The following is a 24515-nucleotide window of genomic DNA, read 5'->3' as shown; positions in this document are numbered from 1 at the left end:
GCGGTCGGGTCGATCCGGCAGCCCGGCCGCAGCAGCCGTAATGATATGCGACCATGATGCCCCCGAGACCGTAATTCGCCGCGCAAGCCTCGCCGGATGGCCGGTCGCGTCCTGCCGCGTCGCTCATGCGTTAATGTGGTGTTCGACCGAAGTCGCACCCATTTGCAGTTGCGAGATGGCGGGCGTCAAGGGCGGCGACGCCCGAACTCGCAACGACACCGGGGCGATGCGCACGATCCGCGGTGCCCTGTCCCGCGCGGGACACACCAAGCCCCGCCCTGCCTGCGGGACGTGGTGCCGGCACCGGAACGGGTGGCGGCCGGGCCGGGCTGCGACTCGGGCCGGGCTGCGACTCGGGCCGGGCAGGGGACCGGATGGTGAACGGCCTTGTGGAGCGCGGGATCCGGGACCCACAAGCCCTTGTGGCCGAAGCCTTTTCCGCCCGCCCGAGTCGCAGGTCAGCGATTCGTTCCTGCGACTCGCGCCATCATATTGATTCGGTGGAACCAATTTTTGGCCGATGGGCGTGGCGATTCACGCCCTGTTCCGGCTACCCGACGCGGTTGGCAACCAAATCCGTCACCACCCCCGGATCGGCGAGGGTGCTGGTATCGCCCAGCGCCCCGGTCTCGTTCGCCGCGATCTTGCGCAGGATGCGGCGCATGATCTTGCCGGAGCGGGTCTTGGGCAGGCCCGGCGCCCATTGGATGGCATCCGGCGAGGCGATCGGGCCGATCTCCTTCCGCACCCAGGCGACCAGCTCCTTCCGCAGCGCCTCGGTCGGCTCCTCGCCGGTTTTGAGCGTGACGTAGCAGTAGATGCCCTGGCCCTTGAGGTCGTGCGGCATGCCGACGACGGCGGCCTCCGCCACCTTCGGGTGGGCGACCAGGGCGCTCTCGATCTCGGCGGTGCCCATGCGGTGGCCGGAGACGTTGATGACGTCGTCGACCCGGCCGGTGATCCACCAGTAGCCGTCCTCGTCGCGCCGGGCGCCGTCGCCGGTGAAGTAGGTGCCGGGGAAGGTGGAGAAGTAGGTCTGGATGAAGCGCTCGTGGTCGCCGTAGACGCTGCGCGCTTGGCCGGGCCAGCTGTCGAGGATGACCAGGTTGCCCTCGGTCGCGCCCTCCAGCCGGTTGCCCTCGCCATCCACCAGCGCCGGCAGCACGCCGGGCAGCGGCAGGGTGGCCGACCCCGGCTTCTGGTCCACGGCGCCGGGGAGGGGGGAGATCAGGATGCCGCCGGTCTCGGTCTGCCACCAGGTATCGACGATGGGGCAGCGGCTGTCGCCGACCACGCGGTAGTACCAGAGCCAGGCTTCCGGGTTGATCGGCTCGCCCACCGAACCGAGGATTCGCAGCGAGGCGCGAGAGGTCTTCTGCACCGGCGCCTCGCCGTCGCGCATCAGGGCGCGGATGGCGGTCGGCGCGGTGTAGAAGATGTTCACCTGGTGCTTGTCCACCACCTCCCAGAAGCGGGAGACGCTGGGGTAGTTCGGCACGCCCTCGAACATCAGGGTCGTCGCGCCGTTGGCCAGCGGGCCATAGACGATGTAGGTGTGGCCAGTCACCCAGCCGACGTCGGCGGTGCACCAGTAGACCTCGCCCGGCTTGTAGTCGAAGACCAGCTCATGCGTGTAGCTGGCCCAGACCATGTAGCCGCCGGTGGTATGCAGCACGCCCTTCGGCTTGCCGGTGCTGCCGCTGGTATAGAGGATGAACAGCGGGTCCTCGGCGCCCATCGGCTCCGGCGCGCACTCGGCCGGCTGGCCGGCGGTGATCGCCTCGTACCAGTGGTCGCGGCCGGCCTGCATCGGCACCTCGCGGCCGGTGTTCCGCACCACGACGACGGCGCGGATGCTGGGGCAGGTCGCCAGCGCCTCGTCGGCATTGGTCTTCAGCGCGACGGCACGGCCGCCGCGGCGGCCCTCATCCGCGGTGATCAGCACCGTGCATTCGCTGTCCTGGATGCGCGAGGCCAGGCTGTCCGGGGAGAAGCCGCCGAAGACGATGGAATGGATGGCGCCGACCCGGGCGCAGGCCAGCATGGCGACCGCCGCCTCGACGATCATCGGCAGGTAGATGCAGACCCGGTCGCCCTTCTGCACGCCGAGGTCGCGCAGCGCATTGGCGAGGCGGCAGACCCGCCCGTGCAGGTCGCGGTAGGTGACCCTGGCGTCGCTGTTCGGGTCATCGCCCTCCCAGAGGATGGCGGTCTGGTCGCCCCTGGTCGCCAGGTGCCGGTCGAGGCAGGAGACCGAGGCATTGAGGATGCCGTCCTCGAACCAGCGGATCGAGACGTCGCCGGTGAAGCTGGTGTTCTTGATGATGGTCGGCGGGGTCATCCAGGCGACGCGGCCGGCCTCCCGGGCCCAGAAGGCGGCGGGGTCGGCGGCGGCGGCGGCGGTCATGGCCTTGTGCTGCTCGGCGGTGACCAGCGCATGGTCGGCGATGGCCGGCTTCACCGTGATCAGTTGGGTCTCGGACATTCTGGGCCTCCCCTGGCGTCACGCTTTGTAGGGGGAGTTTGTCCATGCCGCCTTGCGCGGCGTCAATCGGGGCGGCGGAGGCGGCGCGAAAAGGCCGTGAAGCCTGACCCGCGGGCGGGCCGCGTCAGGCGTCCGGTTCACCCGGGCGGCCGGGGCAGGGGGTCATACCCCGGCGTCCGCCGGCACCACCAGCAGCCCGTCCACCACGCGCGAGGGAACCGCCTCCAGCTCCTGGCCGACGCAGGGGCCGGTGATGCAGACCCCGTCCTCGATCCGGAACCGCGCGCCATGGACCGAGCAGATGATGTGGGTCTTGCGGGTATCGAGGAAGCGGTGCGGCAGGGGCTCCAGCGGCAGGCCGATGTGCGGGCAGGAATTGACGTAGACCATCACCTGCCCGGCCTTCCGCACCGCGAAGAGGCCGGTGAAGCCGCCGGGCGCGGCCGGGAAGCCGCGCGCCGCACCCTCGGCGATCTCGTCCTCCCGGCACAGGACCCGTTCATCCGCGCCGACCGCCGCGTCCACCATCATGCGTCCTTCGTCAGGCCGAGCCGCTCGTGCCAGCCGGCGATGCTTTCCTCGGGGTAGCGCTGGTGCTGGCGGTCCTTGGGCCCGGCCTCCACCGCCACCCAGTCCGGCTTGAACTCCAGCATGATGTGGGTCGTCTCCGGCGGCGCCGGCAAGGGCGTATCGATGGCCGAGGCGAAGGGATGCACCAGCTCCGGCCAGGTCGGGTCATACAGCCACAGGGCGCTGCCGCATTGGCTGCAGAAATGCCGCTCCCCGCTGCTGCGATGCGCCCGCGCGTCCTCCGGGTTCTTCACCTTGGCATGGTGGATGGTGATGTTCTGCCGCCCCGTCACCTTCAGGCTGGCGTTGTCCGCCCCGAGGTTGATGGCATAGCCCCCGCCGCCCTGGGTCTTCCGGCAGATGGAGCAATAGCAACGCTGGTAGGGATAGGGATGCGGGCTTTCCACCCGGAATTTCACCGCGCCGCACTGGCAGGACCCTTCGAGCCGCATGCTCACCTCCGCTTCCTCGGGGGCTTCCAGCCGCCCATCCGGCACAGCATGGCCCAGTGTTCCGCGCCGATGGGCATCACGGAAAGGCGCGACTGGCGCACCAGGGCCAGATCGGCCAATTCGGGGGTCGCCTTGATGGCCGCCAGGGTCACCGGCCGCGGCACGGGGGAGAGCGCCTGCATGTCCACGCAGACCCAGCGGCCGGTCTCGTCGCTCGGGTCCGGGTAGGCCTCGCGCACCACCTCGACCACGCCGACGATCTCCTTGCCGATGTTGGAGTGGTAGAAGAAGGCCAGGTCGCCCTGCCGCATGGCCCGCAGGTTGATAGCGGCCAGCGCGTTGCGCACGCCGGTCCAGGGCTCGACCTTGGCCTCGACCTGCTGGTCCCAGGAAAACGCGTCCGGCTCGCTCTTCACCAGCCAATGGCCCATCGGATCATCCCCGTTGCGGGGATGATCCTACCCCAGCCCCTCAGGCGCGAACCAGCGGGCAGCCGCCCTCGCTCAGCGGCCGCCAGGCATCCTCCGGCGCGATGGTCGCGAGCGGCTTGTTGAAGTCGAAGGGATGGCGGGCTTCGGCGGCCGGCTTGACCTGCCAGAGGTACATCACGTGCAGGGTCCGGCCATCCTCCCGGATGCGGACGTTGTCGTTGTAGAAGTCGTTGACCGGCGTCGCCTTCATCCTCGCCGCGACCGCATCCGCGTCCAGGCCGCCGACCTCCTTCGCCGCCTTCAGCCAATGCGTCACGCCGGTATAGACCGCGGCATGCTGCAGCCCGGGCGGGCTGTTCATGCGGGCGATGTAGCGGCGGGACCAGGCGCGCGTCGCCTCCGTCATGTCCCAATAGAAGCTGTCGGTATAGACCATGCCCTCGCAGGTGCGCTGGCCCAGCGCGACCACGTCGGTCACCTGCACCAGCAGCGTCGCCAGCTTGGTGCCGCCGCGGGTGATGCCGAATTCCGCCGCCTGCTTGATGCAGTTCTGCAGATCGACGCCGGCCAGCGCCATGCCGATGACCTTGGCGCCGGAGGCCCGGGCCTGGATCAGGAAGGCGGAGAAATCCGCGTTGTTCAGCGGCGCCCGCACCGCGCCCAGGACCTTGCCGCCGTTGGCGCGGACCGCGGCCATGGTGTCGCGTTCCAGCGCATGGCCGAAGGCGTAGTCGGAGGTGATGAAGTACCAGCTGTCGCCGCCCGACTTGGTCAGGGCGGTGCCGGTGCCATGCGCCAGGGCATAGGTGTCGAAGCCGAAGTGCATGCCGTAGGGGGAGCACTTCGCCCCGGTCATGTCCGAGGTCGCCGGCCCGGTGATGAGGTAGATCCGCTTCTTCTCGCGGCAGACCTCCTGGATGGCGAGGCCCGAGGAGCTGGCGGCGCCATCCACCAGCACGTCGACGCCGAGGTTGTCGATCCATTCCCGGGCGAGGCCGGCGGAGACATCGGCGCGGTTCTGGCCATCGGCCTGGCGCAGGGTGATGGGGCGGCCGAGCAGGCTGCCGCCGAAATCCTGCACCGCGAGCTCCGCCGCCACCCGGTTGCCGGGGCCGCCGACATCCTTGAACGGCCCGCTCATGTCGCTGAGCAGGCCGATCTGCACCGGCCGCGCGGCCTGGGCCCGCAGGATTCCCGGCGCGGCGAATGGCGCCGCCGTCAGCCCGGCCAGCAGGGCCCGTCGTTCGATCTTGGACATGGTGGTTCTCCCTTGGGCGAAACTATCCCAGGTCGCCGCCACCACGCCAAGCCCGGCGGTGCTCAGCCGGCGGGCGGCATCGTCTCGGCCAGCGGCGGCAGCGCCACCACCTTGGCGTACCAGGCCTCGAGCTTCGGGTGGCCGGGGCGCCAGGGCTCGTGCGGGAAGCGGAAGTCGAGATAGCCGAGGGCGCAGCCGATGGTGATCTCGCCGATGGTGGTGAGCATCCCAAGCCTATCGGCCTCGGCCTCCAGCACGTCGAGCGCGCGGGCGACCTTGCCCTGCTGCATGACGATGTAGTCGATGCGGCCCTGGTCCTGCGGCAGCGCCACCTCGCGCCGGCGCGGCTGGCTGGCATCCAGGATGCCGTCGGCCAGGGCCTGCTGCTGCAGCGCCTTCCAGCGGGCCGGGCCGGCGGGCGGAAACAGCTTCGGCGCATCACCGATGCTGTCGAGGTATTCGCAGATCACCGGGCTGTCGTAGAGCGAGACGCCGTCGTCGGTGACCAGCGAGGGCACCTTGGCCAGCGGGTTGACCGGCAGTAGCGCCGGGTCGGTGGTGCCGACGGTCCAGCGCTCCAGCGGCACGCCGCGGGCGATGGCGCTGGCGGTGCATTTGCGGACATAGGGGCTGGCTGGCGAAAAGGCGATCTTCATGGGCGGTCCCTCCGGATTGCGGCGGGAACCATGGGTCAGCCCGCCGGGCGCCGCAAGGCGGCCAGGGGGAAGTTGGACGGCCGCCGCGAAACCCCCGATGATCGCCCGAAGGATCAGGAGACGGGCATGCGGATCGCGGTGATCGGGGCCGGCGGCGTCGGCGGTGGCTTCGGCGTGGCCCTGGCCAGGGCCGGGGCGGATGTGACCTTCCTCGCGCGGGGGGCGCATCTCGCGGCCATGCGGGAGAAGGGGCTGCGCGTCGAGGGCGGCCGCGGCGAGAGCCACCTGCTGCCCACCCAGGCGACCGACGACCCCGCCGCCATCGGCGTGGTGGACCTGGTGCTGTTCTGCGTGAAGCTCTGGGATGTCGAGACCGCGGGGGAACGGATCAGGCCCATGGTCGGGCCGGAGACCGCGGTGCTGCCGCTGCAGAACGGTATCGACGCGAGCGAGCGGCTGCTGCCGATCCTCGGCCCCCGCGCGGTGATGGGCGGCGTCGCCCAGATCAGCGCCACCATCGCCGAGCCCGGCGTCATCCGCCAGACCGGCACCTTCATGCGGATGATCTTCGGCGAGCTGGACGGGACCCGCAGCCCGCGCGCCGAGGCCTTCCTCGCGCTCTGCGAGAAGGCCGGCTTCGATGCCACGCTCAGCCCCGCCATCGTGACCGAGCTGTGGATGAAATTCATCATGCTGGCCAGCAACGCGGGGCTGACGGCCCTGACCCGCCAGCCGATCGGCCGGCTGCGGGACGACCCGGACATCGCGCCCTATTTCACCGCGGCCTACCGGGAGGTGATCGAGGTGGCCCGCGCCCGCGGCGTGCCGCTGCCGCCCGACGTGGAACAGAAGATGGCCGGCTTCAATCGGAACTCCCCGCCGAGCATGATGGCCTCCATGGCGATCGACCTGATCCGCGGCAACCGGATCGAACTGCCCTGGCTCTCGGGCAAGGTGGTGGCGATGGGCCGGGAGGCCGGCGTCCCGACCCCGACCCATGCCCTGATCTATGCCGCGCTGAAGCCCTACGTGGACGGCACGCCGGCCTGAGGCCGCCCCGGGACCGATGCAAAGCGCGAGGGCGGCCAACGCCCCGCCGAAGGAGGATCCGCCCATGAACCGCCGCCGCCTGCTGCCGGTGCTCGCCGGCCTGCCGTTCTGCCGCCCGGCCCTGGCCCAGCCGAGCCTGGCCCAACCCGTCTGGAGCCCCGACCGCCCGGTGCGCCTCGTCGTCGGCTTCGCCCCCGGCGGCAGCACCGATACCACCGCCCGGGTGGTGGCCCAGGCCATCACCGCCGGGCTGGGCCAGCCGGTGCTGGTCGAGAACCGCACCGGCGCCGCCGGCAACGTCGGCACCGAATACGTCGCCCGCAGCGCGCCCGACGGGCATACGCTGGTGGTGGCCTCGATGGGGTCGCACGCGACCAATGCGGCGCTGTATCGCAACCTGCCCTTCGACCCGGTGAAGGATTTCGCCCCGGTGTCGCTGGTGGCGCTGAGCGCCGCGCTGCTGGTGGTCCACCCCGGCCTGGCGGTGCCGGATGTCGCGGCGCTGGTGGCGCGCGCCCGGGCCAGGCCGGGCAGCCTCAACTGCGGCACCGCCGGCGCCGGCAGCACCCAGCACTTCGCCATGGCGCAGTTCGAGCACCTGGCCGGGGTGAAATTCACCCAGGTCTCCTACCGCGGCGGCGCCCCGGCCATGACCGACCTCGTCTCCGGCCGGCTGGACCTGATGTTCGCCCCGGTGGTCGAGGCCCTGCAGCAGGTCCGCGCCGGCCAGGTCCGGGCGCTCGGCATCACCCGGGAGTCGAGATCCGCGCAGCTGCCCGATATCCCGGCGGTGGCGGAAGCGGTGCCGGGCTACAGCTTCAACAGCTGGCTCGGCCTCTTTGCCGCGGCCGGGACTCCGCCGGCGGCGGTCGCCCGGCTGTCGCAGGAGGTGGCGTCCGGCCTGCGGCAGCCGGCGATACGGGAGCGGCTGGAGCAGCTCGGCTACCAGCCGGTGGGCAGCACGCCTGCGGAATTCGCCGCCTTCTTCGCGGCGGAGCTGCCGCGGGTGGCGGAATTGGTGCGGCTTTCGGGTGCCACGGTGGAGTGATCCGCCATGGCGGCGATGTTGCTCCTGACAAATCCCGCGGTTCGCGCTATGCCGCGCGAATCCAAAGGAGTTTAGTGCGTGTCGAAGAAGTTCCTGACCGACGTCATCGTCAAGTCCACCGAGATGCCGACCCTCGCGGCCAATGCGCTCGCGACCGACATCATCACCGCCATCAAGGCGGAGATCGTGGAGTCCGGTCGCTTCACCATCCCCGACTTCGGCGCCTTCATCGTGCGCGAGACGGCCAAGCGCAGCGCGCTGAACCCCCGCACCGGCGAGAAGGTGGCGGTGAAGGCCGGCGCGACCGTCCGCTTCAAGGCCAGCCCGGCGCTGAAGGATGCGGCGCTCTCCGGCATGAAGAAGGCCAAGCGCAAGGCCGCCAAGGCCTGAGGGCCCGGGCTGCGGGGCGGCGTCCCGCAGCTCGCCCTTGCGTCCCCCGCCAAAGGCTTGCCTTATCCGGTCCCCAACCCGGGAGGACCGCAGCATGCTCAAATTCTATTATAACCTCGCCCCGAACCCGACCAAGGTCGCGCTCTGCCTCGAGGAAATGGGCCTGGCCTACGAGCCGGTGCCGGTGGACACCCGCAAGGGCGAGCAGCACGCCGCCGCCTTCCTGGCGATCAACCCGAATGCCAAGGTCCCGGCCATCGTCGACGGCGACCAGACGGTCTTCGACAGCAACGCCATCCTGCTCTACCTCGCGGAGAAGACCGGCCAGTTCCTGCCGGGTGCCGCCGACCGCGGCCAGATGCTGTCCTGGCTGATGTTCATCGCCAGCGGCATCGGCCCCTATTCCGGCCAGGCCGTGCATTTCCGCAATTTCGCGCCGGAGCCGAAGGACTACGCGGTGAACCGCTACACCTTCGAGGCGCAACGCCACTGGGGCATCGTCGACGCGCGGCTGGCGACCCACGAGTTCATGGCCGGCAGCAGCTATTCCATCGTGGATATGGCGCTCTGGGGCTGGTCGCGGCTGGTGCCCTTCGTGCTCGGGCCGGATGCCATGGCCGGCTACCCGAACGTGAAGCGCCACCTCGACCTGGTCAGCGCCCGCCCCGCCGCCGCCCGCGCCCTGGCGCTGAAGGACAAGCACGCCTTCAAGGCGGACATGGACGAGGCCGCAAGGCTGGCGATGTTCCCGCACCTCGGCAAGAAGGTCGCCTGAGGCGCCACCGGCCGGCCGCGCAGGCCGCCCGGCGCCTCAGCCGAAGATGAAATCCGCCGCGGCCAGCTCGGCCGCGGCGACCCCCCGCAGCATGACGAAGTCGCCGTCGCCGAGGTTGATCACCGCGATCCCGCCATTGTCGAAGCTGGCGGCGCGGACCGCGGCGAAGCTCGCCGCCGCGAAGTCGACCAGCTGGATGCGGTCGGTGCCGCGGGAGAAGTCGGCGATGAGATCCCCGCCGCTGCCCCGCTGGAATTCGAAGACATCGGCGCCGGCCTCGCCGAACAGCACGTCGTCGCCGGCCTTGGCGTCCAGGGTGTCGTCGCCGGCGCCGCCCAGCAGGTAGTTGCCGCCGGCATTGCCGACCAGCAGGTTGGCCTGCTCGTTGCCGACGCCGTAGGCAGTGGTGCCGAGCAGGACCAGCGCCTCGGTATTGGCATAGAGGTAGTAGCCGCCGCCCGGGATATCGGCGAGGACGAGGTCGCTGCCGCCGCCGGGCGCCTCGAAGGTCAGGTCGGCGGAGGTGTCGACGACATAGGTGTCGTCCCCCGCCCCGCCGTCCATCAGGTCGTAGTCGGCCAGGCCGCTGTCGCCGTCCAGCGTGTCGGCGCCCTCGCCGGCGATGAGGATATCGGTGAAGAAGCCCTCGCCGCCGACCAGGCTGTCGTTCCCCGCCTCGCCGTAGAGGGCATCGCTGCCGGAGCCGCCATCCGCGCTGTCCGCGCCGCCGCCGCCGATGAGGTAGTCGGTATCGCCGCCGCCGAACAGCCGGTCGGCGCCGTCCTCGCCGTAGAGGACATCGTTGCCCAGGCCGCCATAGGCGGTGTCGGCCCCGGCGCCGGCGATCAGCAGGTTCTCGCCCTCGTTGCCGGTGAGGACGTTGTCCAGCGCGTTGCCGACGCCGAAGCTGTTGCCGGTCGCGGCGATGAGGGTGAGGTTCTCGATGCCGGCATAGAGGTAGACGCTGGCGGAGGCGCGGACCTCGTCGATGCCCTCGCCGGGATTCTCGTAGATCACGTCGGCGGCGTCGTCCGCGTAGTAGACGTCGCTGCCCGCCCCGCCCGCCATGACATCCGGGTTGCCGCCGCCCATCAGCGTGTCCTGGCCGGCGCCGCCGATCAGCGTGTCCAGCCCCTCGCCGCCGCGCAGCTCGTTGTCGCCGGCCGCATCGGCCAGCAGGTCCGCGTCGTTGCCGCCGTCGAGGGTGTCGTTGCCCGGGCCGCCGTCGAGCCGGTCGGCGCCGGTATCGGCGAAGAGCGAATCGGCGCCGGCGCCGCCCAGCATGGTGTCGTTGCCGGAATCGCCGACCAGCGTGTCCTGGCCCTCGCCGCCATCCAGCCAGTCGTCCTCGACGCCGCCCGTCAGCCGGTCGTCGCCGGCCTCGCCGAGCAGGGTATCGTTGCCGGCCTCGCCGACCAGGGCATCGTTGCCGATGCCGCCGAGCAGGCTGTCGTGGCCGGTGCCGCCGGCGATGGCATCGGCGCCCGCGGCACCGTCCAGCGTGTCCTGGCCGGCCTCCCCGAACAGGGTGTCGTCGCCGGCCTCGCCGAAGCCCAGGTCGTCGCCGGTGCCGGCCAGGATCCGGTCATGGCCCTCGCCGCCGAGGAGGGTGTCGAGGCCCTCGCGGCCGTAGATGGCATCGTCCCCGGCATAGCCCTGCAGCAGGTCGCCGCTCGGATGGACGGCGATGGAATTGAACGAGCCGGTGATGGTGTCGTCGCCGTAGAGGATGAGCGCGGCGATGCCGGCCTCGTCCCGGGCCCGGATCAGGGCGCCGAGGGTGGCGCCGGCGATGCCGATGCCGTCGAGGAACAGGAAGGGCTCGCCGGCCCCGGTCTGCAGCCGCAGCACCTCGGTGATGGTGCCGCCGATGGGCACGGCGCCGTCGAACACCATGCCGACGCCCTTGAACTGCAGCGACACCTCGACCTGCGCCGGCCCGCCGGTGGCGGCATAGGGGTTGGCGACCAGCATGGTCGCCACGTACTGGGTGGCGGTGGCCGTCACCACCCGCAGGGTGGCGAAGTCCCCGCTGCGCATGAATCCCGGGATGTCCTGCGGGAAGGTCGGATCGGGAGCGACGACGAATTGGGCCATGATCCCGCCAGTATAGTCTATCGCATATAATATTGTCGCCCTGGTTTAGGGCGGGGGGCCGGACCTCCCCCCGTTGCACCCCGCCGCCGCCCGCCACAGAGTGGCGGAAGGCGGCGGAGGGATGCGGCGATGAGCGTGGTCGAGACCGAACGGCACGGGCAGGTGCTGGTGGTGCGGCTGAACCGGCCGGAGCGGATGAATGCGCTGAACCACGAGCTGCGCTGCGCCCTGGCCGAGATCTGGACCGGCTTCCGCACCGACCCCGGGCTGGAGGTCGGCATCCTCACCGGCACCGGCCGCGGCTTCTGCGCCGGCGAGGACATGAAGGAATCGCTTGCCGACGGCGCCCCGGGCGGCCGCCGCCCGCCGGGCGAGGACCCCTTCATGGCCGGCGCGCTGGAGAAGCCGGTCATCGCCGCCATCAACGGCTTCGCCATGGGCGGCGGCTTCATGCTGGTGGAGCGCACCGACCTGCGCGTCGCCGTGCAGGGCGCGGTCTTCGAGGTCTCGGAGGCGAAGCGCTGGCTGCTCGGCGGCTACAACCACGGCACCATCGCCAACCTGCCCTATGCCATCGCGCTGGAGATGGCGCTCGGCTACCGCTTCACCGCCGAGCGTTTTTACGAGCTCGGCTTCCTGAACCGGTTGGTGGCGCCCGAGGCGCTGCTGCCGACCGCGCTCGAGATGGCGGCGCATCTGCTGACGCTGCCGCCGGCCTCCCGCGTCAATACCATCCACCTCATGCGGCAGATGCGGCCGAAGCCGGCCCCGGTCTTCGAGGCGCTGGCGGCGAAGCTGCACGACCACGGCGCCAAGTCCGACCTGATGGAATCCCGCGCCGCCTTCGCCGAGAAGCGGCCTCCGCGCTTCAAGGGATGGGATGATCCGGCGGACCGCTTCAACCTGCCGCAACTGGGCGATTGACCGCGCCCGGCGCCGCCTCCCGGCGCCAGGCGCTGCTGGGCCTGGCGCTGGCCCTCGCCGGCTGTGCCACCCGGCCGCCGCCGCCGCCCGCCGCGGCCGGCGGCCCCACCACCCTCGTTCATGTCGTCGGGCGCGGCTGGCACACCGATATCGCGCTGCCGGCGGCCGGGCTGCACCCCGCGCTGGCCGGCCTGGCCGAGGGCTTTCCCGGCGCCCGCCACCTGGTCTTCGGCTTCGGCGACCGCGCCTTCCTGCTGGGGCGGGAGGAGACGCCGCTTGCGATGCTGCGGGCGCTGCTGCCGGGGCGCGGCGCCATCCTGCTGACCGCGCTGGCCACCGCCCCCGAGGCCGCCTTCGGGCCGGAGGACGTCGTGCCCCTGCCGCTGTCGGCGCTCGAATTCGCCCGGCTGCAGGCCTTCGTCGCCGGGAGCCTCGACCGCGGCGGGACGGAGGCCGGCGGCCGGCTGCGGCCCTTCGCGGAAGGCCCCTATCCCGGCAGCGTGTTCCTCGCCTCCGGCATGACCTATGCCGCCACCTATACCTGCAACACCTGGACCGCCGAGGCGCTGGCCATGGCCGGGCTGCCGCTGCGGGTCCCGGGGGTCGTCCTGGCCCGCCAGGTCATGCTGCGGGCCAGGGCGGTCGCGGCGCAGCGGCAGGCCGGGGTCGCTGTGCCGGCGTCACCGGCCCCGGTGCGATCCTAGCGGGAGGGGACCACGACGGTGTCGCGCGCCGGTGGGTTCGGGTTGCTGCTGCTGAAGCTGACGCAGCCCGCCAGCCCGAGGGTGACGGCGATCAGCAGGGTGACGTGACGCATGGCGGGTCCTCGATCCAGGGGGCGGCGCCGCTTCGTGGCGCGGCGCCATGGCGGCAATACGTTCCCCCTGGACATTGGTTCCGCCTGCCGCGCGATCGGCCCGGCGAATCCCGGGACCGGCGGCCGCCGCGCCACGCAAATCGAGGAGGACACCGGCCGCCGAGCATGCAAGGCTGGCCGGATCGGCCGAACGGGGAATTGGGCGGATGCGATACCGGATCCTGGCACTGCTGCTGGCCACCGCCCTGCCGGGCTGCGCCGCGAACAGCTTCGGCGCGCCGCAGTGGCACGACAACGCGGAGGCGCCGGCCTGGCGCCGTCCCGGACCGGCGGCGCTGCCGCCGCTGCAACGCCTGCCGGCCCCGGCCTACAGCGCCCGGGCCTGAGGCCGGGTCAGGCGGGCGTCAGCCGCAGCGCGCCGTCGAGGCGGATCGTCTCGCCGTTGAGCAGCGGATTGGCGGCGATGGCCAGCACCATGCTGGCATATTCATCCGGCCGGCCCAGCCGGTTCGGGAACAGCGGCAGCCGGCCCAGCGCCTCCCGCGCCTCGGGCGCCAGCCCGGCCAGCATCGGCGTCTCGATCAGCCCCGGCGCCAGGGTCATCACCCGGATGCCGAAGCGTGCCAGCTCGCGGGCGGCCGGCAGCGTCAGCCCGACCACGCCGGACTTGCTGGCGGCATAGGCGCACTGGCCGATCTGGCCCTCGTAGGCGGCGATGGAGGCGGTGTTCACCACCAGCCCGCGCTCGCCGCTGGCCTGCGGCTCCAGCGCCGCCATCCGCGCCGAGGCCAGGCGCAGCACGTTGAAGGTGCCGATCAGGTTCACCCGCACCACCTGCTCGAACAGCCCGAGCGGATGCGGCCCCTGGCGGCCGGCGACGCGCGCGGCCGGGGCGATGCCGGCGCAGTTCACCGCCAGCCGCAGCGGGCCCAGGGCCTCGGCCGCATCCAGCGCCGCCGCGACCGCCCCCTCCTCGGCCACGTCGCCCGCCACCGCGACGCCGCCGATCCGCGCCGCGACCGCCGCCGCCGCCTCCTGCCGCAGGTCCATCACCACCACATGCGCGCCGGCCGCGGCCAGCGCCTCCGCCGTGGCGGCGCCGAGGCCGGAGCCGCCGCCGGTCACCAGTGCCGCGATGCCCGAGATGTCCATGGCCATGCCTCCCCTTGATGGGCCGGGAGTGTAGCGGGGGACGGGGCGGCTGGGCAGCGGGCGGCCGGCTCAGCCGCCGGCCGGGCTCCGGTCGTGCCAGCCGGGGGCCAGCACCCAGTAGCCATCCGCCTGCAGGATGCGGTCGCGCCGCGGGTCGGCCGCGGCACGGGCCAGGGCGAGGCTCTCGGCATCCCGCAGGACATAGAGCGTGCCCGGCTCGTAGCGGCCGCTGCGCAGGATGTCGGCCACCTTGTCCCGCAGCGCCGCGGCGGCGGCGGCATCGACCCGCGCCATGTAGATGCTGTCGGTCGGCATGCCGTGGCTGGCGGCGAAGCGGGCGATGGATTCCCAGCCCTCGCCCATGTTCCCGGCCGGCGCCGCGCGGACCCGGGCATAGCGGCCGGCGGCCTCGTCCCAGAAGGGATCGAACAGCCGCGGCGGCACCCCGGCCGGCGCCCCGGCCACCAGCGCATGCCGCCGGGCGAGGCCGGGCCGCAGGTCCACCGCCTGCACCGCCAGCAGAGCCAGCAGCACCCAGCCGGTCCGCCGCCCTCCCCAGCGGTGCGCCATCGCCGCCATGGCCCCCAGCAGCAGCGCATAGGCCAGCGGCCAGACCATGCGCTCGGCGTTGCGCAGCGCCCCGGCGACGGCCAGCACCCGGTCCGGCAGAGCCAGGATGGTGCCGCCGGCGCCGCCGATGGTCACCCGCGGCGTGATGGCGAAGGCGAGCAGCCCCAGCAGCGCCGCCAGCAGCGGCCAGAGGCGGCGCGGGATCGGCCGCGGCCGCTGCACCAGGGCGAGGAGGCCGATCGCCAGCAGCAGCAGCCCGCCCAGGCCGAGGTAGCTGCTGCCGGCCTCCCAATGGCCGGGATCCGGCAGGTCCGGCAGCAGCCCCGACCACAGCCCGCCGTCGAAGAAGGCCAGCAGGTCGAAATTCCAGGTGCCGTAGCCGCCGAGGTCATGGCCCGGCCCGCCGTCATGCCCGCCGCGCAGCAGGAAGAAGCCGCCCGCCCAGAGCGCCGCGGCCACCGCGCCCGGCACCGCCAGGACCTCGGGCAGCAGCCCGGGCCGGCCGCGGCGCAGCCGGTCGGCGGCCCAGAGCGGCCCGGCCATGGCCAGCAGGTAGGCGTGGATCAGGCTGGTCGTGGCCAGCAGCAGCGCCCAGAGCAGTCCGCGGCGCCAGGGCCTCTCCCGGGCCTCCACCGGCGTGCAGGCCAGCAGCAGGGCGGCCAGCAGGGTCCATTGCCCGGCCAGCGGGGTGTGCCCCGCCATGCGGTTGACCAGCATCGGCTGCAGCACCAGCAGGCCGGCGCCGCAGACCCGGGCCAGCGGGTCCCGCGTCGCCAGCCCGACCAGCCGCCAGCCCAGGTAGCCCTGCAGCAGGCCGCAGGCCAGCAGCCAGGGGCCGACGTATTGCGGCACCTCCAGCACCCCGCGCAGCGCCTTGAAGGCCAGCGCCAGCAGGGGGATGGCATCGGCGAAGTAGATCGCGGTGCCCAGTTCCATGCCGTAGGCCGGGTTGGCGCCGGGCGGCAGCAGCCAGGGCGAGGCGCGGAAGTAGCTCCAGCCCAGCCAGAGCTGCACCGGGTCCGGCCCCAGCGGGCCGGCCAGCAGCCAGCCCTGGTTCCAGGGGTTCAGCGCGGCGAGGCCGAAGACCCCCACCACCAGGGCGGCCCCGAGCAGGGCCGCCATCACGCCGCCGGGCCAGTCCCCGCGGCCCTCCCGTCCACCCATCACGAGTGCGTCACGCGGCCACCGCGCCCTGGCTGCCTGGCATCCCTGATCCTCCGCCCTCCTGCGAACGCCGGATTGCCGGCGCGGATGCGCCCTGGATGTGTTTGCGGATCCGCCCTGCACGCACATGTCGGGTCTGCACCGCGGCACCACGGCTGGTCCCTGCACGCTTTGCAGGCCATAACATGGTTCGTGGACCACGCGGACCGCTGAGACACAACGGGCCATGACAGGGAGGCGGCGATGCAGGTTCTGCTCATCGAAGACGATGCGCTGCTGCGCATGACCTTGTCCGATACGCTGAGCGAGGCCGGCATCGAGGTGAACGGCCTGGCCAACGCCGAGGACGCTTTGATCCTGCTCGGCGCCGGCCAGGTGCCCGACGTGCTGGTCACCGACATCAGCCTCGGCGACGGCCTCAGCGGCTTCGACCTGGCCGATGTCGCCCGCGCCCGCCACCCGGAAATCGGCGTCATCCTCATCAGCGGCACGGTCGCCGAGACCGAGCATTATTCGTTGCGTCGCCACGAGCGCTTCCTCGAGAAGCCCTTCGCCCCCGCCGCGCTGGCCAATGCCATCCGCGACGCCGCCGCCCGGGACCCCGACTAGGCAGGCCCGCCCTGCTGCGGATGCCCCCGTGGCTCGCCGGCGGCGTCTTCGTGCCGCTCTGGAGCAGCGGGATCCTGTTCGGCGCCCTCGCCATCCGGCATGGCCCTCCCTTCGCCGTCACCGGCCTCCGCTTCGCCGCGGCGGCGGCGATCCTGGCCGGGCTGGCGCTGCTGCGCCGGGCGCCCTGGCCGCGCGGCGCGGCGCTTGGCCATGCGGCCATGGTCGGGCTGCTGCTGCAGGGCGGGCATTACGCCGGGATCTATGCCGGCATGGCGGCCGGGATGGAGGCCGGGGTCGCCGCGCTGGTGGTCGGGCTGATCCCGGTGGCGACCGCCGCCGGCGCCGCCGTCCTGCTCGCCGAGGCCTTCACCCGCCGCCGCGCCCTGGCGGCCGGGCTCGGCCTGCTGGCCGCGGCGCTGGTCGCCGGCAACCGGGTCGGCTTCGGCCCGGGCGCNCCGGCAACCGGGTCGGCTTCGGCCCGGGCGCCGCCACCCCGGCCCTGGCGGCCCTGCCGCTGGCCGGCGGGGCCCGGGCGGCGCTGTGGCAGAAGCGCTTCGGCGCCGGCGGGGCGGGGCTGCCCGCGGCCGCCGTCCAGCTCGCCGCGGGCACGGCGGTGATGGGCCTCTGCTGGCTCGGCCTGGAACGGGGCCAGCCCGGGCCGGGCATCGACTGGGCGAACCCGGCCTTCCGCTTCGCCTTCGCCTGGACGGTGCTGGCCAATTCGGTCGGCGCCACGCTGCTGCTGCTCTGGCTGCTGGCGCGCGGCGCCGCCGGCCGGGTCACCGGCCTGTTCTTCCTGGTGCCGCCGGTCACCGCCCTGGCCGCGGTGCCGCTGCTGGGGGAGCCGCTGCGGCTGCCGCTGCTCGGCGCCGCCCTGCTCGGCGCCGGGGCGGTGCGGCTGCTGGCCGAGCCCGCCGCTGACAAGCCGGCGGCCCGGGATTAGGCTGGCGGCAACGGGGCATCGGAAGCCCCGACGAGGGAACCCCGCCGATGACCCTGTCCATCCGCCCCGCCAATCCCGCGCGCCCCGGCTTCGTCGGCGAGGTCGCCGGGATCGACCTCCGCCAGCCGATCGAGGCCGCGACGGCCGCCGCCATCCGCGCCGGCATGGACCGCTACGCCGTGCTGGTCTTCCGCGACCAGCGCATCGACGACACCCAGCAGATCGCCTTCAGCCGCCACTTCGGCGAACTGGAGCTGGCGACCGGCGACATCGTCCAGGGCGAGGCCCGCCGCCTGGCGATGGAGGTCAACGACATCTCCAACCTAGACCGCGACCTGAAGCCGCTGGCGCGGGACGACCGCAAGCGGCTGTTCAGCCTGGGCAACATGCTCTGGCACAGCGACAGCTCCTTCAAGCCGACGCCGGCGATGTACTCGCTGCTCTCGGCCCGGGTCATCCCGGCCACCGGCGGCAACACCGAATTCGCCGACATGCGCGCCGCCTGGGACGCACTCGACGCGGAAACCCAGGCGCTGGTCCGCGACATGGTCTGCGACCACAGCCAGATCTACTCCCGCGGCGTGCTCGGCTTCACCGACTTCACCGCGGCGGAGCTGGCGAGATGGACCCCCGTGCCGCAGCGCCTGGTCCGCCGCCACCCCGGCTCGGGGCGGCTCTCGCTGTTCCTCTCGGCGCATGCCGGGGCGATCCACGGCATGCCGGTGCCGGAAGCCCGCGCCCTGCTGCGGGACCTCACCGAGCACGCGACCCAGCGGGAGTTCGTCCATGCCCATGTCTGGCAGCCGCATGACCTGGTGATGTGGGACAACCGGGCGACCATGCACCGGGCGCGGCGCTACGCGGCGGAGCAGCCGCGCGACCTGCACCGGACGACGGTGGCCGACGTGGCGCCGACCCTGGAGCAGGCGGCCTAGGGACCGTCCCTCGGGTCCTCGCCGAGGCTGCGGGCGATGTCCTTCGCCACCTCCCGCGCCGTGCGGGTGATCCCCGCCAGGGTCGCGGAGGCGAGGCCGGTCCAGTCGCCGTAGCCGAGCAGCCAGAGCCGCGGCTCGCCCACCGCCCGGCCCTCCCGCACCGCCACCCGGCCCGCGGCGTCGAGCACGCCGAGCGGCGCCAGGTGGTCCAGGGCGGGGCGGAAGCCGGTGCACCAGATCACCGCATCCACGGCGCTGCGGCTGCCGTCCGGCCATACCACCCCATCCGGCTCGAAGCGCAGGAAGGGCCGCCGGCTGCGCAGCGCGCCGCGGTCGCGCGCCGCCCGCACCGGGGGGACCGCGACCACCTCCCCGAGGCCGCTGGCCGGGGCCTCGGGCGCGCGTCCCTCCTGCTGCGCCCGCAGCCGTGCCGTGGCGCGCGCGAAAAGCACGCGGCCGTCGACCTCGTCGGGCAGGAGGCGCGGCTCGGTCTCGGTCACCCAGGTCGTCATGGCGACCTGCGACAGCTCGGCCAGGATCTGCGCCCCGGAATTGCCGCCGCCGACCACCAGCACGCGTTGGCCGGCGAAGGCCTCCGGGGCGCGGTAGCCGGCCGAATGGAGCTGGCGGCCGCGGAAGCTTTCCTGCCCGGGGTAGGCGGGGATGACCGGCCGCCGCCAGCTCCCGGTGGCGCTGACCACGGCCTGCGCCAGCCAGGCCGCATCGGTGCCGCGCACCAGCAGCCCCTCCGCCCGGGCCTCGACCGCCACCACCTCGACCGGGCGGCGGACCGGCAGCGCGTAGCGCCGCTCATAGGCGGTGAGGTAGGCGACCACGTCGTCGCGGCCCGGGTACGCCCCGGGGACCGGCGGCATGGGCCAGCCGGGGAGGGAGCTCCACTGCGCCGGGGAGAACAGGCGGAGCGAGTCCCAGGCCGCCGGCCAGGCGCCGCCCGGCCTCCCGGACGCATCCAGGATCTCGAAATCGAGCCCGGCCCGGCGCAGGAAATAGCCGATGGCGAGGCCCGACTGGCCGCCGCCGATGACGACGACGCGGCGGCGGACCGGGGTCATGCCGGCCCCAGCAGCGGCAGCCACAGCGCCAGGGCGGCGAGGGCCAGCAGCAGCACCGGCGGGGTGATGGCGAGGCCGATGCGCATGTACTGGCCCCAGGTGATGCGAATGCCCTTGGTGCCGAGCACGTGCAGCCAGAGCAGCGTCGCCAGGCTGCCGATGGGGGTGAATTTGGGGCCGAGGTCGCAGCCGATGACATTGGCATAGATCATCAGCTCGCGCGTCACCGCCGGGATGCCCGGCGCCGCCTCGATCGACAGCGCGCCCACCAGCACGCCGGGCATGTTGTTCATCACCGAGGAGAGCAGCGCCGCGCCGAAGCCGGTGCCGATGGTGGCGACCCAGGGGCCCTGCCCGGCCAGCCAGGCCAGGGCGCCGGCCAGGTAACCGGTCAGCCCGGCGTTCCGCAGCCCGTAGACCACGAGGTACATGCCGAGCGAGAAGACCACGATCTGCCAGGGCGCGCCGCGCAGCACCCGGCCCACCGGCACCCGGCCGCCGCGCAGCGCCAGGCCGAGCAGCGCCAGGGCGGCGGCGCCGGTCACCGCCGCCACCGGCACGCCGAGCGGCGCCAGCACCACATAGGCCACGAGCAGCAGCCCCAGCAGCGGGAAGGCGGCGCGGAAGATCAACGGGTCGCGGATGGCGCTGGCCGGCGGCGCGAGCTGCGCCAGGGCATAGCGGGCCGGCACCACGCGGCGGTAGGCGAGCCACAGCACGCCCAGCGTGGCGGCGAGCGAGACCAGGTTCACCGGCACCATCACCGCGGCGTAGCGGTTGAAGCCGATGCCGAAGTAATTGGCCGAGACGATGTTGACGAGGTTGGAGATCACCAGCGGCAGGCTGGTGGTATCGGCGACGAAGCCGGTGGCCACCACGAAGGCCAGGGTGGCGGCCGGCGGGAAATCGAGCCGCAGCAGGATCGCCACCACGATGGGCGTCAGCAGCAGCGCCGCGCCGTCATTGGCGAAGACGGCGGCGATGCCGGCGCCGAGCAGCACCACCAGCGGCAGCAGGCGCCGGCCGCTGCCGCCGCCCCAGCGGGCGACGTGCAGCGCCGCCCATTGGAAGAAGCCGGCCTCGTCCAGCAGCAGCGAGATGACGATCAGCGCGACGAAGGTGAAGGTGGCGTCCCAGACGATCTGCCAGACCACCGGCACGTCGGCCCAGCCGATGACCCCGGTCAGCAGCGCCAGGACGGCGCCGCCGATGGCGCTCCAGCCGATGCCGAGGCCGCGCGGCTGCCAGATGACGAGGGCGAGGGTGGCCAGGAAGATGAGCAGGGCGAGCATGGGTCTCCTCGGCCCGCGGCGGCGCGGGCAGTTGCGTGGCGGCCCGGCGGGCCGCGGGCGTCGGTGTCAGGGCGGCACCGTCCCCGCGGCGCGGCACGGCTCCGGGGCCGCGCCGCGGCAGGGCGCCAGGGCGGCGATCAGCGGGGCGCAGAGCTCGGTCCGGCCGCCGCAGCAGTCCTCGGCCAGGAACAGCATCAGCGCCCGCAGCCGGTCGAGGTCGACGGCATAGATGACGGAGCGGCCCTGGCGCGCCGACCGCACCAGGCCGGCCCGGGCCAGGATGGCCAGATGCGCCGACAGGGTGTTCTGCGGCACCGCCAGCCGGCGGGCGACCGTGCCGGCGGGCAGCCCCTCCGGCGCCGCTGCCACCAGGAGGCGGAAGGCGTCCAGGCGGGTGCCCTGGGCGAGCGCCCCCAGGCCGGCGATGGCCAGGTTTTTTTCCATATATCCAGATTTACAGATATATATGCTGCTGCCTAGCGGGGCGGCGGCGTTCCGTCCCTGGGCAGGTCCGTGCGAGGCTCGGGCATGACGCCCCCGCCGCCCGAGTCCCAGGCCGGCGCCCATCCGGTGACGCCGGACGGGCGCTACTTCGTCGTCCGCGGCCGGCTCTGGCGCTGCAGCGACCCCCGCCTGGCGCCGGCCAAGCGGGCCGCGCTGGTGCAGGCGCTGATGGCGGCGCGGCGGGCCAAGGGCCAGGCGATGCGCCGGGGCGATGCCGCCGCGCGGGAGGAAGCCCGGGCCCGGGTGGAGGCGGCCAAGCAGGGGCTCGGCGAGCGCGGCCCGGTCTGGTGGGAGGATGGCGCCCCCGACTACAACCGGCACCTCGCCCGCAATTCCCCCTATGCCGCGTGGTTCGCCGGCCTCGCCGGCAGCCCGTGAGCGGGCATCCCGCCGCCGCGCGATTCCGTCCGGCACCTCAGGCCGCCGATGCCGCGTTGGCCTGTCAGCCGGACCGCATCGGGCCGGCAGGAGAAGTCCTCATGCGCATCAAGGCCGTGCTTTTCGACGTCGACGGCACCCTGGTCGATTCCGTGGACCTGCATGCCCAGGCCTGGGTCGATGCCTTCGCCGAGATCGGCCAGGCCATCCCCTTCGCCACCATGCGGGCGCAGATCGGCAAGGGCGGCGACCAGCTCATGCCGGTCTTCCTCCCGCCCGCGGCGCTGCAGGAGAAGGGCAAGGCGCTGGAGACGCGCCGCGGCGAGATCTTCCGGGAGGGCTACCTCCCCCGGGTCCGCGCCTTCCCCGAGGCGGCGGCGCTGGTGCGGCGCGTGGCGGCGGCCGGGCTGCGCAGCGCCCTGGCCTCCTCCGCCAAGGAGGAGGAACTCGCCGCGCTCAAGCGCATCCTCGGCCTCGAGGACGACCGGCTGGACGCCGAGACCTCCTCGAGCGACGCCGAACATTCGAAGCCCTTCCCCGACATCTTCGAGGCGGCGCTGGCGCGGCTGCCCGGGGTGACCCCGGCCGAGACCATCGTCATCGGCGATACCCCCTACGACGCCGAGGCCGCCGGCCGGGCGGGCATCCGCGCCATCGGCATGCTCTGCGGCGGCTTCCCCGAGGCGGATCTGCGGGCCGCCGGCTGCATCGCGATCTACCGCGACCCGGCCCACCTGCTGGCGGAGTTCGACGCCTCGCCGCTCGGCGGGGCGGCTCAGGTCCAGTAGAGGAGGCGGGCCGCGGGGAGGTGGCGGGCGACGCTGCCCTCCAGCGCGGCCCGCAGCTCGGCCATCCGCTCGCGCGGGAAGACGTATTTCACCCCGCCGAATTTGGTGGTCTTCCGGCTGCGCTCGTCCGGGTCCATCTCCAGCGCGCTGCCGGGGTACCAGCCCTGCAGCACCTGGCGCGAGCCCTCGGTGAAGCGGTGGGTGATGAGCTCCACCGTCAGCTCCGGGTCGGGAACGCCGGCCAGCGCCGCGGCGCAATCGGCCAGCAGCCGGTCGTAGCCCGCCCGCCAGTCCGGCACCGGCATGACCGGCGCGACGGTCAGCCCGATGCGGTAGCCCGCCAGCGCCACCTGCCGCATCGCCGCGAGGCGCTGCGCCATGCGCGGCGCGCCGCCCTCGAAGCGCTCGGCGCCCGCGGCGTTGACCGAGAAGCGGATCCGCGTCCGCCGGCCATGCGCCAGGCCGAGCAGCGGCGCCACCCCGTCGTATTTGGTGGTGAAGCGGAGCTGCACCGGCGCCTCCCAGGCGCCGAACTGCCGGATCGTCTCGGCCAGCGCGCCGGTGATGTGCTCGATGCCGAGCGGGTCGGTGTAGCAGGAGGCCTCGAAGGTCGTGCCCTCGCCGGCGCGGGCGGCATTCCGCGAGGTCACCTGGCCCTGGCCGAGCAGCGGCGGCAGCGCGGCCAGGATCTCCGGCAGGTTGGCATAGGCGCGGATGATCGGCGGGCCGGCCAGCGAGCCGGCGAGGTAGCAGTACTGGCAATGCGCCGGGCAGCCCGCGGCCAGGTCGAAGCGCCAGTCGGCGCTGGGCGGGATCGGCTGCGGCCGGCGCTTGCCCGGCGGCGCGACGACGACCGCGAGCGTCGACTTGGCGTCGCGGTAGGTATCGGGCAGGCCGGTCAGCCGGTCCGACTTCAGCCGCACCACCTCGGCCCCGAGCGCGGCGGCCCGTTCGACCATGGCGAGGCCCTGTGGCCAGCCGAGGGCGGCCGGCGTCGCCAGCACCCGCTTCGGCACCCAGGGGCGCTGCGCCGGCACCGCGTCGAAACGCCCCGCGTCAGAAGGCATAGCGCACCCGGCAATAGGGCATGTGGGCCGCCAGCAGGTCGCGGAAGCGGCCGAGCCAGCGGCCCTTCCAGCCGCTGCGGTAGCGGAGGTTGGTCTGGCCGCCCTCGGACTGCTTCTCCTCCTGGAGGTCGGGGCGCCAGAGCAGCGCCTCGGCCTTCGGATGCCAGGCGAGGTTGACCGCGTGCAGGGCGTCGTTGTGGGTCAGCATGATGATCTCGGCGGCGAGCTGGTCCTTCACCGCCGCCGGCAGCGCCGCGTCGAGCTCCTGGAACAGCGCCGCCCATTCCGCCTCCCAGCCCTCGCGCAGCACGACGGGGGAGAAATTCACCTGCACCTCGTAGCCGGCGCGGTGCAGCTCGGGGATCGCCGCGATCCGCTCGGCGACCGGCGCGGTGCGGATGTCGAGCAGCCTGGCCAGCCCGGCCGGCATCAGCGACATGCGGATGCGGGTGCGGCCCTGCGGGTCGTAGTCCAGCAGGGCCGGGTTGACCCATTTGGTGGCGAAGCTGCCCTTGGCATTGGGTAGGGTGCGGAACAGCGCCACCAGGTCCCGCACGTTGTCCGAGATCAGCGCATCGACCGAGAGGTCGCCGTTCTCCCCGAGGTCGTAGACCCAGTCCCGCGGGTCCACCTGGTTGGGCGGCTTGGGGCCGAGCCGGCCGGCATGGCGGGCGGTGGCGGCGGCGATCGCCTCGATGTTGGCGAAGACGGTGACCGGATTGGCATGGCCCTTGCGCCGGGCGACGTAGCAATAGGCGCAGGCCATGGCGCAGCCGTTCGAGGTCGAGGGCGCGATGAAGTCGGCGCTGCGGCCGTTCGGGCGGAAGGTCATCCCCTTCTTCACGCCGAGCACCAGCACCTCGCGCTTGGGGCGGAGGAACTCGCCGGGATCGGCCTCGCGCAGGGCGGGGATGCGCCAGTGGGAGTCGACCGGGATGCGCTCGGCCGCGGGGAAGCGCGCCAGGATCTCCCGCCCGCGCGGATGGGCCTCGGCCGCGGCTTCCAGGTAGATCCGGCGGATGTCGAGGAGCGGGGCGGCGCGGGCATCGGGCATGGCGGGGATATGGGGCGGCGGCGCGGAATGGCA

General features: G+C 73.1%; 27 protein-coding genes. 13 read left to right on the top strand and 14 right to left on the bottom strand.

What is annotated here, in order from left to right; genetic code table 11:
* Positions 1-550: 550 nt before the first annotated feature.
* The 6 genes from acs to QWZ14_RS24325 all read right to left on the bottom strand — a co-directional run bounded on the left by acs (position 551) and on the right by QWZ14_RS24325 (position 5852).
* The gene (gene acs, locus QWZ14_RS24350) at positions 551-2485 is read right to left on the bottom strand and encodes an acetate--CoA ligase (protein ID WP_290319565.1); all 1935 of its coding nucleotides are present in this window, start codon (positions 2483-2485) and stop codon (positions 551-553) included.
* Between the two features lie 162 nt (positions 2486-2647).
* Positions 2648-3016 (bottom strand): Rieske (2Fe-2S) protein, encoded by a 369-nt coding sequence (locus QWZ14_RS24345; protein WP_290319563.1) that lies wholly within the window; start codon positions 3014-3016, stop codon positions 2648-2650.
* Complete coding sequence (locus QWZ14_RS24340) at positions 3013-3507, bottom strand: GFA family protein (RefSeq protein WP_290319588.1); 495 nt, start codon at positions 3505-3507, stop codon at positions 3013-3015. Before QWZ14_RS24340 ends, QWZ14_RS24345 begins: the two co-directional genes overlap by 4 nt.
* Before the next feature lie 2 nt (positions 3508-3509).
* On the bottom strand, positions 3510-3938 hold the full coding sequence (locus tag QWZ14_RS24335) for an EVE domain-containing protein (RefSeq protein WP_290319562.1): 429 nt from the start codon (positions 3936-3938) through the stop codon (positions 3510-3512).
* Between the two features lie 40 nt (positions 3939-3978).
* A complete protein-coding gene (locus tag QWZ14_RS24330; protein ID WP_290319560.1) occupies positions 3979-5196 on the bottom strand; it encodes an ABC transporter substrate-binding protein in 1218 nt (405 codons plus the stop codon).
* Between the two features lie 62 nt (positions 5197-5258).
* Positions 5259-5852, bottom strand: a complete 594-nt coding sequence (locus QWZ14_RS24325; protein ID WP_290319559.1) for a glutathione S-transferase N-terminal domain-containing protein — start codon at positions 5850-5852, stop codon at positions 5259-5261.
* Between the two features lie 126 nt (positions 5853-5978).
* On the opposite strand from QWZ14_RS24325, the gene QWZ14_RS24320 reads away from it, so the two are divergent.
* The 4 genes from QWZ14_RS24320 (at position 5979) to QWZ14_RS24305 (ending at position 9115) form a co-directional block, all read left to right on the top strand.
* On the top strand, positions 5979-6902 hold the full coding sequence (locus tag QWZ14_RS24320) for a 2-dehydropantoate 2-reductase (protein ID WP_290319558.1): 924 nt from the start codon (positions 5979-5981) through the stop codon (positions 6900-6902).
* A 64-nt stretch (positions 6903-6966) separates the two neighbouring features.
* Positions 6967-7950 (top strand): Bug family tripartite tricarboxylate transporter substrate binding protein, encoded by a 984-nt coding sequence (locus QWZ14_RS24315; protein ID WP_290319557.1) that lies wholly within the window; start codon positions 6967-6969, stop codon positions 7948-7950.
* A gap of 78 nt (positions 7951-8028) precedes the next feature.
* Positions 8029-8340 carry an HU family DNA-binding protein gene (locus tag QWZ14_RS24310; RefSeq protein WP_290319555.1) on the top strand — a complete coding sequence of 104 codons (312 nt, stop codon included), beginning with the start codon at positions 8029-8031 and terminating at the stop codon, positions 8338-8340.
* Between the two features lie 94 nt (positions 8341-8434).
* A complete protein-coding gene (locus QWZ14_RS24305) occupies positions 8435-9115 on the top strand; it encodes a glutathione S-transferase family protein (protein ID WP_290319554.1) in 681 nt (226 codons plus the stop codon).
* A 36-nt stretch (positions 9116-9151) separates the two neighbouring features.
* On the opposite strand, the gene QWZ14_RS24300 is transcribed toward QWZ14_RS24305, so the two are convergent.
* On the bottom strand, positions 9152-11212 hold the full coding sequence (locus QWZ14_RS24300) for a calcium-binding protein (RefSeq protein ID WP_290319553.1): 2061 nt from the start codon (positions 11210-11212) through the stop codon (positions 9152-9154).
* 129 nt (positions 11213-11341) lie between these two features.
* Between QWZ14_RS24300 and QWZ14_RS24295 the strand changes: the two genes are divergently transcribed.
* From QWZ14_RS24295 to QWZ14_RS24285, 3 genes are all read left to right on the top strand, one after another.
* Positions 11342-12136 (top strand): enoyl-CoA hydratase/isomerase family protein, encoded by a 795-nt coding sequence (locus QWZ14_RS24295; RefSeq protein WP_290319552.1) that lies wholly within the window; start codon positions 11342-11344, stop codon positions 12134-12136.
* Positions 12133-12840, top strand: a complete 708-nt coding sequence (locus tag QWZ14_RS24290) for a DUF2459 domain-containing protein (RefSeq protein WP_290319550.1) — start codon at positions 12133-12135, stop codon at positions 12838-12840. Before QWZ14_RS24295 ends, QWZ14_RS24290 begins: the two co-directional genes overlap by 4 nt.
* Before the next feature lie 319 nt (positions 12841-13159).
* Positions 13160-13339 carry a hypothetical protein gene (locus QWZ14_RS24285; RefSeq protein WP_290319549.1) on the top strand — a complete coding sequence of 60 codons (180 nt, stop codon included), beginning with the start codon at positions 13160-13162 and terminating at the stop codon, positions 13337-13339.
* Positions 13340-13346: 7 nt separating this feature from the next.
* On the opposite strand, the gene QWZ14_RS24280 is transcribed toward QWZ14_RS24285, so the two are convergent.
* Positions 13347-14105: an SDR family NAD(P)-dependent oxidoreductase gene (locus QWZ14_RS24280; RefSeq protein WP_290319548.1), complete on the bottom strand. Its 759-nt coding sequence runs from the start codon at positions 14103-14105 to the stop codon at positions 13347-13349.
* Positions 14106-14174: 69 nt separating this feature from the next.
* Positions 14175-15839, bottom strand: coding sequence for a DUF6311 domain-containing protein (locus tag QWZ14_RS24275; RefSeq protein ID WP_290319547.1), 1665 nt, complete (start codon positions 15837-15839; stop codon positions 14175-14177).
* A 243-nt stretch (positions 15840-16082) separates the two neighbouring features.
* Here QWZ14_RS24275 and QWZ14_RS24270 point away from each other — a divergent pair, with 243 nt between their 5' ends.
* The 4 genes from QWZ14_RS24270 to QWZ14_RS24255 all read left to right on the top strand — a co-directional run bounded on the left by QWZ14_RS24270 (position 16083) and on the right by QWZ14_RS24255 (position 18326).
* Complete coding sequence (locus QWZ14_RS24270) at positions 16083-16448, top strand: response regulator (RefSeq protein WP_290319546.1); 366 nt, start codon at positions 16083-16085, stop codon at positions 16446-16448.
* Between the two features lie 20 nt (positions 16449-16468).
* Complete coding sequence (locus QWZ14_RS24265; RefSeq protein ID WP_290319545.1) at positions 16469-17065, top strand: EamA family transporter; 597 nt, start codon at positions 16469-16471, stop codon at positions 17063-17065.
* Positions 17065-17391: a hypothetical protein gene (locus tag QWZ14_RS24260; protein ID WP_290319544.1), complete on the top strand. Its 327-nt coding sequence runs from the start codon at positions 17065-17067 to the stop codon at positions 17389-17391. Before QWZ14_RS24265 ends, QWZ14_RS24260 begins: the two co-directional genes overlap by 1 nt.
* A 47-nt stretch (positions 17392-17438) precedes the next feature.
* Positions 17439-18326: a TauD/TfdA dioxygenase family protein gene (locus tag QWZ14_RS24255; protein WP_290319543.1), complete on the top strand. Its 888-nt coding sequence runs from the start codon at positions 17439-17441 to the stop codon at positions 18324-18326.
* Here QWZ14_RS24255 and QWZ14_RS24250 read toward each other — a convergent pair.
* The 3 genes from QWZ14_RS24250 to QWZ14_RS24240 all read right to left on the bottom strand — a co-directional run bounded on the left by QWZ14_RS24250 (position 18323) and on the right by QWZ14_RS24240 (position 21135).
* Positions 18323-19399 carry an ArsO family NAD(P)H-dependent flavin-containing monooxygenase gene (locus tag QWZ14_RS24250; RefSeq protein WP_290319542.1) on the bottom strand — a complete coding sequence of 359 codons (1077 nt, stop codon included), beginning with the start codon at positions 19397-19399 and terminating at the stop codon, positions 18323-18325. The two genes, QWZ14_RS24255 and QWZ14_RS24250, sit on opposite strands and share 4 nt — an antisense overlap.
* Positions 19396-20691, bottom strand: coding sequence for an arsenic transporter (locus tag QWZ14_RS24245; RefSeq protein WP_290319541.1), 1296 nt, complete (start codon positions 20689-20691; stop codon positions 19396-19398). Before QWZ14_RS24245 ends, QWZ14_RS24250 begins: the two co-directional genes overlap by 4 nt.
* A gap of 66 nt (positions 20692-20757) precedes the next feature.
* Positions 20758-21135, bottom strand: coding sequence for an ArsR/SmtB family transcription factor (locus tag QWZ14_RS24240; RefSeq protein ID WP_290319540.1), 378 nt, complete (start codon positions 21133-21135; stop codon positions 20758-20760).
* An 84-nt stretch (positions 21136-21219) separates the two neighbouring features.
* Here QWZ14_RS24240 and QWZ14_RS24235 point away from each other — a divergent pair, with 84 nt between their 5' ends.
* Positions 21220-21573, top strand: coding sequence for a hypothetical protein (locus tag QWZ14_RS24235; RefSeq protein ID WP_290319539.1), 354 nt, complete (start codon positions 21220-21222; stop codon positions 21571-21573).
* Positions 21574-21674: 101 nt separating this feature from the next.
* Positions 21675-22361 (top strand): HAD family hydrolase, encoded by a 687-nt coding sequence (locus QWZ14_RS24230; protein WP_290319538.1) that lies wholly within the window; start codon positions 21675-21677, stop codon positions 22359-22361.
* Here the strand turns inward: QWZ14_RS24230 and QWZ14_RS24225 are convergent.
* Both QWZ14_RS24225 and QWZ14_RS24220 read right to left on the bottom strand, forming a co-directional pair.
* Complete coding sequence (locus QWZ14_RS24225) at positions 22349-23428, bottom strand: SPL family radical SAM protein (RefSeq protein ID WP_290319537.1); 1080 nt, start codon at positions 23426-23428, stop codon at positions 22349-22351. The genes QWZ14_RS24230 and QWZ14_RS24225 overlap by 13 nt on opposite strands.
* Positions 23418-24482, bottom strand: coding sequence for a spore photoproduct lyase family protein (locus QWZ14_RS24220; protein ID WP_290319536.1), 1065 nt, complete (start codon positions 24480-24482; stop codon positions 23418-23420). The genes QWZ14_RS24225 and QWZ14_RS24220 overlap by 11 nt, the downstream gene beginning before the upstream one ends.
* Positions 24483-24515 lie beyond the last annotated feature (33 nt).

Origin of the sequence: Paeniroseomonas aquatica (assembly GCF_030409335.1) — a bacterium.
Lineage (GTDB): Bacteria > Pseudomonadota > Alphaproteobacteria > Acetobacterales > Acetobacteraceae > Belnapia > Belnapia aquatica.
Note: the sequence above shows the minus strand (reverse complement) of the source record. Positions and strands in the feature narration are given on the sequence as shown.